General features: G+C 58.5%; 13 protein-coding genes. 5 read left to right on the forward strand and 8 right to left on the reverse strand.

Annotation, left to right across the window (positions count from 1 at the left end):
- The first annotated feature begins 485 nt into the window (after positions 1-485).
- A complete protein-coding gene (locus FT726_RS24715) occupies positions 486-1,382 on the forward strand; it encodes an extracellular solute-binding protein (RefSeq protein ID WP_288423707.1) in 897 nt (298 codons plus the stop codon).
- A complete protein-coding gene (locus FT726_RS24720; protein ID WP_346303617.1) occupies positions 1,379-2,161 on the forward strand; it encodes an ABC transporter permease in 783 nt (260 codons plus the stop codon). The genes FT726_RS24715 and FT726_RS24720 overlap by 4 nt, the downstream gene beginning before the upstream one ends.
- Here FT726_RS24720 and FT726_RS24725 read toward each other — a convergent pair.
- From FT726_RS24725 to FT726_RS24755, 7 genes are all read right to left on the reverse strand, one after another.
- Positions 2,158-2,547, reverse strand: coding sequence for a response regulator transcription factor (locus tag FT726_RS24725; protein ID WP_088517427.1), 390 nt, complete (start codon positions 2,545-2,547; stop codon positions 2,158-2,160). The two genes, FT726_RS24720 and FT726_RS24725, sit on opposite strands and share 4 nt — an antisense overlap.
- A gap of 210 nt (positions 2,548-2,757) precedes the next feature.
- The gene (locus FT726_RS24730) at positions 2,758-3,534 is read right to left on the reverse strand and encodes an ABC transporter ATP-binding protein (RefSeq protein ID WP_058758981.1); all 777 of its coding nucleotides are present in this window, start codon (positions 3,532-3,534) and stop codon (positions 2,758-2,760) included.
- On the reverse strand, positions 3,534-4,217 hold the full coding sequence (locus FT726_RS24735; protein WP_058758980.1) for an ABC transporter permease: 684 nt from the start codon (positions 4,215-4,217) through the stop codon (positions 3,534-3,536). Before FT726_RS24735 ends, FT726_RS24730 begins: the two co-directional genes overlap by 1 nt.
- 9 nt (positions 4,218-4,226) lie before the next feature.
- Positions 4,227-4,946 (reverse strand): ABC transporter permease, encoded by a 720-nt coding sequence (locus FT726_RS24740; RefSeq protein WP_058776116.1) that lies wholly within the window; start codon positions 4,944-4,946, stop codon positions 4,227-4,229.
- A 12-nt stretch (positions 4,947-4,958) separates the two neighbouring features.
- Positions 4,959-5,804: a transporter substrate-binding domain-containing protein gene (locus FT726_RS24745; protein ID WP_238562173.1), complete on the reverse strand. Its 846-nt coding sequence runs from the start codon at positions 5,802-5,804 to the stop codon at positions 4,959-4,961.
- Between the two features lie 15 nt (positions 5,805-5,819).
- Positions 5,820-7,007: a M20 family metallopeptidase gene (locus FT726_RS24750; protein ID WP_152390896.1), complete on the reverse strand. Its 1,188-nt coding sequence runs from the start codon at positions 7,005-7,007 to the stop codon at positions 5,820-5,822.
- Positions 7,008-7,278: 271 nt separating this feature from the next.
- Positions 7,279-8,178, reverse strand: coding sequence for a LysR substrate-binding domain-containing protein (locus FT726_RS24755; protein WP_288423601.1), 900 nt, complete (start codon positions 8,176-8,178; stop codon positions 7,279-7,281).
- 104 nt (positions 8,179-8,282) lie between these two features.
- Between FT726_RS24755 and FT726_RS24760 the strand changes: the two genes are divergently transcribed.
- The 3 genes from FT726_RS24760 to FT726_RS24770 all read left to right on the forward strand — a co-directional run bounded on the left by FT726_RS24760 (position 8,283) and on the right by FT726_RS24770 (position 9,488).
- Entirely contained in the window at positions 8,283-8,987 is a 705-nt protein-coding gene (locus FT726_RS24760) for an SDR family oxidoreductase (RefSeq protein WP_058758976.1), read from the forward strand.
- Positions 8,988-9,195: 208 nt separating this feature from the next.
- A complete protein-coding gene (locus FT726_RS24765; RefSeq protein ID WP_254919537.1) occupies positions 9,196-9,327 on the forward strand; it encodes a hypothetical protein in 132 nt (43 codons plus the stop codon).
- Between the two features lie 29 nt (positions 9,328-9,356).
- A complete protein-coding gene (locus FT726_RS24770; RefSeq protein WP_262258341.1) occupies positions 9,357-9,488 on the forward strand; it encodes a hypothetical protein in 132 nt (43 codons plus the stop codon).
- A 1-nt stretch (position 9,489) separates the two neighbouring features.
- On the opposite strand, the gene FT726_RS24775 is transcribed toward FT726_RS24770, so the two are convergent.
- A partial coding sequence (locus tag FT726_RS24775; RefSeq protein ID WP_346303618.1) for an AraC family transcriptional regulator occupies positions 9,490-9,720 on the reverse strand: 231 nt, incomplete at its 5' end.

The raw sequence follows: 9,720 nt of genomic DNA on the forward strand, positions 1-9,720 counted from the left end.
CAGCACCATCTCCTCGTTAGTTTCGTTCTCCGCCATTTCCCTTAAGCGCCTGCGCAGGCTCAGCACGTCCAGCGTTTGCTGTTCATCCACCATCTCAGCGATGGTTTGGTTGATGACCTGATGAATGATTTTCCAGGAAAGATCGGCAAACACGTTAAACCTCGTGACGTAGTAACGGGCTCCAGGCAAATGAGGAAAAGGTGCACGCCCAGCGGCATGCAAAATAATCCAACTGGGATAACTATAGCCGCTTATTTAACCAGCAGACGGCTGGCCGCCTGTATTTGCGGTAGCTCGCGGATCGGTAAATGAATTTTTTCTCTCAGCACGCGTTGCAATGGTACTAAAACCCGGCGCTGGCGCGCGACCGCAGGATTTCGCAACAGATTTTACCTTGCGCTAAAACGGAGAATTCCGATAATCGTTATCTACTCATTTATATAGCGAAAAGGAATCTCCGCGTGAAGACGCTTACCCTGCTGTTAATGACTGCCGCCGGAGGATTGAGTTTACCGGCGCAGGCCGCCATGGATATCCGCGTGACGTATGCCGGTTCGATGGGAAAAGTGATGGATCAGGCACTGGGCCCGGCATTTGCACAACAGCATGACGGTAAGTATGAAGGTCAGGGCCAGGGGGCTTACGGCATGGCGCGCCTGCTGGCGAGCAAAAAAATCACCGCTGACGTGTTCGTGTCTGTTACTCCCGGTCCGATGCAGATCCTGAAAACCGCCGGACTGATCGACAACGCAGTACCGGTAGCCAGCACCAGCATGGTGATTGCCTATAACCCAAAAGGGCCGTTTGCGCCGCAGTTTGCCGCAGCCAAAGGCAATGATGGCCGCTGGCTTCAGCTGCTGGCAGCGCCGGGACTGAAATTTGGCCGGACCGATCCGGTAAACGATCCTAAAGGCCAGAACATTATTTTTACCCTGCTACTGGCGCAGAAGTATTACCGGCAGCCCGGCATCGCTGACAACATTCTCGGCGGTTACCAGAATCCCGCACAAACCCATCTGGAAGGTGGCTTGCTGACGCGGCTCGAGAGCGGTCAGGTGGATGCGGCAGCAGGCTATGAAAGCGAAGTGATCTCTGCCCATCTGCCTTACATCGCGCTGCCCGATGAAATCAACCTCAGCAATCCGGCGATGGCGACTAGGTGGTACAACACGGTCAGCTTTAGCGTCAAAGACAGCCAGGGTAAAGATAAAGTGCTGCACACCCAGCCACTGGTCTATTACGCGGCGGTGCTCAGGAATGCGCCGCACGGTACGGCCGCTGGCAAAGCCTTTGTAGATTTCATGCTGAGTCCTTCAGGACAGGCGCTGTTTAAACAGCAAGGCTATGCCGCGCCGAAGGGCGATGGGCTTTACACCCCATGAAAATCCGCCATGCTGGCGCGCTGTGGCTGTCGCTGCCCGCCCTGGTGCTGCTGGCCGTGCCGTTTGTCACCCTGACGGGCGTCACACACTGGCAACACCTGCGGCTGGCGTGGGGTGACGGCGCGGCGATTACCACGTCGCTCAGTCTGGGAGCGATTGCACTGGTGCTGATTTTTCTGACCGGCTTACCGCTGGCCTGGTGGCTGTCGCAGGCGCGGGGGAAAATACGCTGGCTGGTGGAAACGCTAGTGATGATTCCGCTGCTGACGCCGCCGCTGGCGATGGGAATCCTGCTGGTCAGCGCGTACGGTCCGTACAGTTTGCCCGGCCAGCTGCTGAGCAAGCTGGGCTGGACGCTGGTGAACAATCCCGCCGCCTTTATTCTGGCGCAGTGGTATGGCGCGCTGCCCTACTTTGTCACCAGCGCACGCTCGGCGTTTATCGCGGTGCCGCCGGAGATCCTTGAAGCGGGTCGGACGCTGGGTGCCGCGCCGTGGCCACGCTTCTGGCGGCTGGCGCTGCCCCTGGCCGCACCGGGCCTGGCGTGGGCTACGGCGCTGGCATGGGTGCGGGCGATGGGCGAATTCGGCATTGTGATGATTTTCGCCTGGTTTCCCCACGGAATGCCGGCGCAGCTGTACAACAATCTGCAAAACGACGGCGTGGATGCGGTGTATGTGCTGTTGTGGCTGTTACTGCTGTTTACCCTGCCGGTGCCGCTGCTGTGTGCGCAGGCATCCCGGCGCGCGCTTTCCGGCAACACGGCGCGGCATCATTAGAGGCTGGCGCGCTGCTCACTCTCACGCATCGCCAGCCGGACCGTCTCCAGCAGCGATTCAATCTCCAGCGGCCGGGTGAAAAAGGCAAAGGCGCCCTGAGCAAACAAGCGCCGGCAGGCCTCCAGCGTGTCATGCCCGGTCATGATGATCACCGGCAGCAGCGGATGGCGTGCGCCCTGCCGGGCCAGCCAGCTCAGGCCGCTACTCTCTGGCTGTCGCACATCAAGCAGCAGACAGCCGCATACGGCTTGCTGACCGGCGGCGGCGGTTTCGAACGATGCCAGGTCGGCAAAGTCGGCGACTTCGTAGTCCACGGTTCGCAGCAGAAATCCCAGCGACTCGCGCACGGATACATCATCATCCACTAACCACACCTTCGCGCCCATTACGTACTCCGCCTGTAGAAAAATGAGGAAAATTTCGGCCCTCTCTGTCGCGCGGTAACGCAACAGCAGCCAGACCTGACGGTAGCTGGTTATCGATGGACGTGAAGTGCGCGACGACGTGCACCTTCCCTGCGCCGATAAAAAAGCCCTCCGTTGAGGGAGGGCGATTTTTCCATAATTTGGCTTAGAACACCATTGGCACAAATCTGGTTAGCTGTTGCGCTGCAGGTGGCTGCTGACAAAAGCGCGACAGCGCGCCGAGATCGGTTCGCTAAACACCTGCTGCGGCGATCCGGACTCTTCGATTTTGCCCTGATGCAGAAACACCGCTTTGTTTGATACATCGCGCGCAAACCCCATTTCGTGGGTGACGATAATCATGGTGCGCCCCTCTTCCGCCAGGCTGCGGATGACGCGCAGCACTTCGCCCACCAGCTCCGGGTCGAGCGCGGAAGTGGGTTCATCAAACAGTATCGCTTTCGGCTGCTGCGCCAGCGCCCGGGCAATCGCCACGCGCTGCTGCTGGCCACCGGAGAGCTGCGATGGCCACGCGTTGCGCTTTTCGTATAACCCGACTTTTTGCAGCAGCGCTTCGGCCTCGGCAACGGCCTCCTGATGACTGCGCTTCTGCACATGGATCGGCGCCTCAATGATGTTCTGCAGCACGGTTTTGTGCGGCCACAGATTGAAGCCCTGAAACACAAAGCCGAGCTGCATGCGCATCAGCTTAATGCGGCGGCGCTGTTCACGGCTCAGCTTTTCGTCCGCGTTATCGAGGGTGACCACTTCATCGCCCACGGCAATCTCACCGGCCTGTGGCACTTCAAGAAACGGGATGCAGCGCAGCAGCGTACTTTTACCGGAGCCGCTGGCGCCGATCAGCGAAATGACGTCGCCATCCTGCGCCGTCAGGCTGATGTCATGCAGCACTTCATGCCCGCTATAACTTTTTCTGAGATGGCTCAGGGCAATAGTGGGTTTGTTCATTAACGTGCTCCAGCGTGATAAGGGGACAAACGGCGCTCCAGCAGCGCCACCGCTTTGCTCACCAGCACGGTCAGCAGCAGATAGATAATCGCCGCGCTGATAAACACCTCCAGCGCGCGGAAGGTTTCTGACACGATGGAGTCGGCGATGCCGGTCATCTCCATCAGGCTGATGGTGCTCACCAGCGATGTGGATTTGATCATCGAGATGATCTCATTGCTGTAGGCCGGCAGCGCCTGACGCACTGCCAGCGGCAGCGTGATGCGTCGCAGCGTGGTGAAGCGCGACATGCCGCACACTTTCGCCGCTTCCAGTGACTGCACGCTAACCGCATTCAGTCCGCCGCGCAGGATCTCGGCGGTGTAAGCCGCGTCGTTGAGAATCAGCGCAATTAACCCGCACCAGTAGGGCTCACGCAGCAGCGGCCACAGCACGCTTTCGCGCACCGCCGGCAGGCTGCCGAGGCCATAGTAAATCATGAAGATTTGAATCAGCAGCGGCGTACCGCGGAACAGCCAGACATAAAAACGCGTAACGTAGCTGCCAAGGCGATGCTGACGCAGCAAATTCAGCAGCAGCGCCAGTATTCCGCCGCCCAGCAGGGACAATACCGCCAGGTTGAGCGTCAGCGGCAGTCCGCGCAGCAGCGCCGCCAGCGTGTGCTGTAAAAAGGTGAAATCCATCGTGGCTCATTACAACCGCGCGCGTTGTTGCCCGCGCATGGCCACTTTTTCCACATAGCGGAAGAAGAAATCTGAACAGGTGGTGATAATCAGGTAAATCACCGCGCCTACGCTGTAGAAGAAAAACGGCATCTGGGTGGAATTCGACGCGGTGGAAATCTGGTTCATGGTTTCCACCAGCCCGGTCACCGATACCAGCGCCGACTCCTTAATCACCGATTGCCACTGATTACCCATGCCCGGCAGCGCGGTGCGCAGCGCCTGCGGCACAATCATGCGGCGGAACAGCATAAAACGGCCCATACCGGTGACCGTAGCGGCTTCCAGCGTGCCGGCAGGAATCGCGTAAAACGCGCCGCGGAATACGCTGCTCTGATAAGCACCGGAAATCAGCCCGATGGCGATGGCGCCGGCAACGAAGCCGTTAACGTCAAACGGTCCCTGCAGGCCGATAGCTTCACCGATAAACCCGACCACCTGTCGGCCGCCAAAGTAGAACAGGTAGATCACCAGCAGCTCCGGCACGCCGCGAAACAGCGTGATGTAGCCGCTGGCAAGACGCTGCTGCCAGCGGCCGCCACCAATCTGCATCCAGCACAGCAGGCTGCCGAGCATCGCGCCCAGCAGCCACGCACACAGCGAGACCGTTACCGTGACGGTGGCGGCGTCCAGCAGCACGCCGCCCCAGCCTTCGTCACCAAAACCCAACAGTTGCCAGTCAATAGTCATAAGCGCTCAGCATTATTCCGCAGGCGCGACGTTCTCGCCGAACCATTTCTCAGACAGTTGCTTCAGCGTGCCGTCTTTGATCATCGATACCAGCGCCTGATCCAGCGCGGCTTTCAGCTCCGGATTGTTTTTACGAATGGCAATCGCCGAGCCCTGGCCCAGTACACCCCCCACAAAGCCGTAACCGGTGCTGTTTACCGTATCCGCGTGTTTTTTCACATAAGCATTGAGATTGGTGCGCGATGCCATGACCGCATCAACCCGGCCATTGAGCAGATCGGCGAAGGTTTCCGGGCCGGCCTGATAGGTACGGATAGTCGCGACATCACCGAGGTATTTGTTGAGAAAATCGGCCTGAATGGTAGCGACCTGCACCGCAATGGTTTTGCCTTTGAACTTCGCCTTCAGCGCGTCGATGGCTTTGTTCATACCGGCTTCATCGGTCGCCTGTACCACTTCACCGTTGCCCGGCAGGGTATCCACTGCGCTACCCTTCAGCGTGACGAAGCCCGATACGCTCACGGTGTACTGATGGGTAAAATCCACCACTTCTTGACGTTTTGGCGTCACGGTGACGGCATCGACCACTGCATCATATTTGCCATCAGCGAGGCCGGGGATCAGTCCGGACCACTTCTGTGCGACGATTTCATATTTGAATCCCGCGCGTTTCGCCAGTTCGGCCACCATATCGGGCTCGTAGCCGACAATTTTGCCGCTCGGCGTGGACTGGTTAAACGGCGGATAGGCCGCTTCGGTAGCGAATTTTAACGTGCCAAAATCTTTTGCCTGAACCACGGCAGAAGCCAGCAGCAACAGGCCCGCGGAGGCGGAGAACAGCCCTTTACGCATCATCATAAAACCTCATTATTATCAGGAGAGTAAGTCGATCGCTATACGGGCCAGAGCCTGTGTGCCAGCGTGAATGCTGCGTTCGTCCGGCTGATAGTCGGAGTTGTGCAGATGGTCGTCGCGCCCCGGCGCGCCAGAGCCGATATGGATCTGACAGCCCGGCACACGCTCGGTAAACAGCGAGAAATCTTCCGCGCCAAAGCTGCTGCTGGGTTTTGCCACCACCGGCTTGCCGAACTGGTGCGACAGAATCGGCTCCAGTGCATCAATCAGCGCATCATCATTCATCAGCGGCGGTACGCCTCGCTGATAATTGACCTCAATCCGCGTATTGAGCGACAGTGCGACACCGGCACAGATGCGGCGGAAAGCGTCTTCCATGTGAGCGCGCGCCTGCGGTGATTTAGCGCGGATGGTGCCCTGAATCAGGCAGCTGTCGGAGATGATGTTATGGGTGGTGCCGCCGTGGATATGGCCAATCGTCAGCACAGCAGAGTTCGCCGGATCGAGCTCGCGCGACACAATGGTCTGCAGCTGCGTTACCAGGCTGGCGGCGGCAATGATCGGATCGGTACCCATGTGCGGCCGGGCGGCGTGGGTGGATTTGCCATGAATCACTACGTCGAATTCATCGCTGGAGGCGGTGCTGGCACCGCGCGTCAGGGCGATTTCTCCTGCGGCCAGCTCTGGTTTATTGTGCAGCGTGATCGCCACATCAATGCCGTCCGCTGCGCCGGCAGCAATCATGGCTTGCGCGCCGCTCTCTGGCGTCTCTTCCGCCGGCTGAAAAATCAGCCGCACCGTGCCGAGCAGCTGGCTGCGCAGGTCCGCGAGGATCGCCGCGACGCCGAGCAGCGTAGCCGTGTGGATATCGTGGCCGCAGGCGTGCATTTTACCCGGCCAGATGCTGCTAAACGGCAGACCGGTTTGCTCATGAATCGGCAGCGCATCCATATCGGCGCGCAGCAGCACGGTTTTGCCCGGCTGCGCGCCGGTAATGTCCACCATCACGCCGGTGCGGCCCACGCCGGTTTGCGGCGTCAGCCCGAGGCGCAGCAACTCCTGTTCCACGATGGCTGCGGTGCGGACGGTGTCGAAACCAAGTTCCGGATGTGCGTGAATATCGCGCCGGATGGCGATGAGGTGCGCCTGCATGCTTTCACTTCTGGCGCTGATATCCCTGGCTAAAAGAATTTTATGATCGGTCATGGTGGTAATACGGTTATGCAGGCTGTCGCCTGGCCGTTATGGCATTTTTATGAAATTCAGCGTTTTATTTATTCACAGCCCTCAGCAGATTGCAACGCACAATTCCTTTCCTTAATAGCTGAATTTGCGTGATATTTTTCTAAAACCCTGCCTGTGCAGGATAAACCTTATAAAATGCATGCTCAGTCAGTTATAACATTCATAATTCGCAGACGATCATCAGTTTTACTGATTTTGTTATTGAACATAAAAGCATCGCGTTGCTCAGCCATCAATCTTTGCTCTGCTCCGCCTGACTGAGTAGCCACGCACGAACCGCACTCACCGTTGCCTGCTCACGCGGACGTCGCGGAGCCACCAGATACCAGCCGGCATCAACGGGCATCTCACGATGCCAGGCGGGAACCAGCCGACCGCTGGCCAGATCGTTCTGCACAAAATGCGGGCTGGTCAGTGCGATACCCTGACCACTCAGCGCCGCTTCCAGCGCCAGCGCAGTCTGGTTGAAGCGCAGATGATGCTGATGCTGCAGCGACTGGCCGGGGAACATAAACGCCAGGAACGCCGGCCACAGGTGATGGCCATCGTGCAGCAGCGGATAGCGCAGGCAATTTTCTGGCTGCGCTGCATCACCGTGTTGTGCCAGCAGCGCCGGGCTGACCACCGCCAGCACCGTCTGGCTAAACAACAGCGTGGCCTCGAGCCCGCTACCAAACGGCGGCCGGCCATAACGCACCGCCAGATCGACGCCTTCATGGTGAAACTGCACCAGCCGTTCAGAGGCCAGCACGCGCAGGTCGATATCCGGCCAGGCCGCGGTAAATGCCGGTAAACGCGGCAACATCCAGCGGCTGGCAAAGGTCGGTGTTACGCTCAGCGTCAGGCGATCCGGCTCCGGGCGCAGCGTGCGCGTCGCCTCATCAATCAGCTCGAACGCCTGACGAATGTGCACCGCATAGCCTGCACCGGCAGCGGTCAGCGCCAGCGAACGCGGCAACCGATCGAACAGTTTCAGGCCCAGGCTGGCCTCCAGACCGCGAATATGCTGCGCAACCGCACCCTGCGTCACGCCGAGCTCTTCAGCGGTAAGGCGAAAATTAAGGTGCCGCGTCACGGCTTCAAATACCCGAAGTGCATTCAGCGACGGTAATGCCTGAAAGCCCTGATTCATCCTGTAGTTTTCCTATCGTCAATTGCCAGCTGAGCTGACTCTCTGCGGCATCTCCCGGCCATTATACTGGCATCACAGGATATTTAATTGATGAGGTTACTCACATGACAGTAGAAAAAGTTGCGGTAATTGTCGCAGGTGGCAGCGGTATGGGCGCAGCGGCAGCGGAGAAGCTGGCCAGCGAGGGTTTCAGGGTCGCGATTCTTTCCTCCTCCGGCAAAGGCGAGGCGCTGGCGAATCGTCTGGGCGGGCTCGGTATTACCGGTTCGAATCAGTCAGTGGACGATTTGCAGCACCTGATTGATGCCACTCTGGCGCGCTGGGGACGTATTGACGTGCTGGTTAACAGTGCCGGTCACGGTCCGCGCGCGCCAATCCTCGAATTAAGCGATGATGCGTGGCAGCAGGGAATGGAAACCTACTTCCTCAACGTGGTGCGCGCTGTACGTCTGGTCACGCCGATCATGCAGCAGCAGGGTGGCGGCAGTATCATCAATATCTCATCGGCATGGACGTTTGAACCCACCGACATGTTCCCGACCTCGGCCGTGTTCCGTGCCGGTCTGGCCTCTTTCAGTAAAATCTTTGCCGACACCTACGCAGCTGAGAATATTCGTATCAACAACGTCCTGCCAGGCTGGATTGATAGCCTGCCGAAAACGGATGAACGGCGCGACAGCGTGCCCATGCAGCGCTACGGCACGGCTGCAGAAGTGGCGGCTACCATTGCGTTTCTTGCTTCGCCCGGCGCGGCTTATATCACCGGGCAGAATCTTCGCGTGGACGGCGGCGTCACGCGCAGCGTGTAACCGGCTTTGCTGTGCCAGATGGTCACAGCGGCACCTGATGTCCGCTGTGGCTATTGCCTGCCTGCTAAGGAATTTCTCAGCCTGTTTTCAAGACTGGTCTTGTCGTTTCGCGGCCTTATAACACGTCAGAATGTTCTTATTCGCTGACAGAATTTTCTGTTCTCAGCTGCCGGATATTCCCTATAAAACTTTCTGATTTGAGGTCGCTATGCCACTGCTTCTTCGTATGCGTCTGCACACGCTGCTGACTCCCGAACGCCATCTTGTCTGGCGTTTTCTGCTAACAGGTTGTGCATTTTTCTGGATTCTGCTGGTGGTTGCCGTGATGGGGCTGCGCTGATGAATTGCTGGCTGTTGTGAGGGATGATTATGGTATTAATGTTATCGCCGCGCCTCAGTGCGCTGCTGAATTTTTCCCGCCGGTTACTGTGCCAGCTGGCACTGGCTGCCAGCCTGCTGTTCTGGATTGGTGTGGTGGCGGCAATCGTCATCGCGTACTGACCTAATGTGCCTGTAGCCGCGCGGATAATTGTTCCGGCGGCAGCAGCGCAAAGGCGCGTTTCATCACCCGCGCCTCGTCAGCCGGGGTGCGACCAAACATCCGCTTAAACTCCCGGTTAAACTGTGAATCACTTTCGTAACCGACACGTGCGGCGGCACCGGCGGCGGTGAGATTATCGCGAATCATCATCAAACGCGCCTGATGCAGCCGCAGCGACTTGAGATACTGAAT

This window comes from Pantoea sp. Morm (genome assembly GCF_016643525.1).
GTDB classification, from domain to species: Bacteria; Pseudomonadota; Gammaproteobacteria; order Enterobacterales; family Enterobacteriaceae; genus Pantoea; species Pantoea dispersa.

Bases quoted from the DNA above. Each gene is read 5' to 3' on its own strand.
- FT726_RS24715 (WP_288423707.1), top strand. From the start codon at position 486: ATGACTGCCGCCGGAGGATTGAGTTTACCGGCGCAGGCCGCCATGGAT.
- FT726_RS24720 (WP_346303617.1), top strand. From the start codon at position 1,379: ATGAAAATCCGCCATGCTGGCGCGCTGTGGCTGTCGCTGCCCGCCCTG.
- FT726_RS24725 (WP_088517427.1), bottom strand. From the start codon at position 2,547: ATGGGCGCGAAGGTGTGGTTAGTGGATGATGATGTATCCGTGCGCGAG.
- FT726_RS24730 (WP_058758981.1), bottom strand. From the start codon at position 3,534: ATGAACAAACCCACTATTGCCCTGAGCCATCTCAGAAAAAGTTATAGC.
- FT726_RS24735 (WP_058758980.1), bottom strand. From the start codon at position 4,217: ATGGATTTCACCTTTTTACAGCACACGCTGGCGGCGCTGCTGCGCGGA.
- FT726_RS24740 (WP_058776116.1), bottom strand. From the start codon at position 4,946: ATGACTATTGACTGGCAACTGTTGGGTTTTGGTGACGAAGGCTGGGGC.
- FT726_RS24745 (WP_238562173.1), bottom strand. From the start codon at position 5,804: ATGATGATGCGTAAAGGGCTGTTCTCCGCCTCCGCGGGCCTGTTGCTG.
- FT726_RS24750 (WP_152390896.1), bottom strand. From the start codon at position 7,007: ATGACCGATCATAAAATTCTTTTAGCCAGGGATATCAGCGCCAGAAGT.
- FT726_RS24755 (WP_288423601.1), bottom strand. From the start codon at position 8,178: ATGAATCAGGGCTTTCAGGCATTACCGTCGCTGAATGCACTTCGGGTA.
- FT726_RS24760 (WP_058758976.1), top strand. From the start codon at position 8,283: ATGACAGTAGAAAAAGTTGCGGTAATTGTCGCAGGTGGCAGCGGTATG.
- FT726_RS24765 (WP_254919537.1), top strand. From the start codon at position 9,196: ATGCCACTGCTTCTTCGTATGCGTCTGCACACGCTGCTGACTCCCGAA.
- FT726_RS24770 (WP_262258341.1), top strand. From the start codon at position 9,357: ATGGTATTAATGTTATCGCCGCGCCTCAGTGCGCTGCTGAATTTTTCC.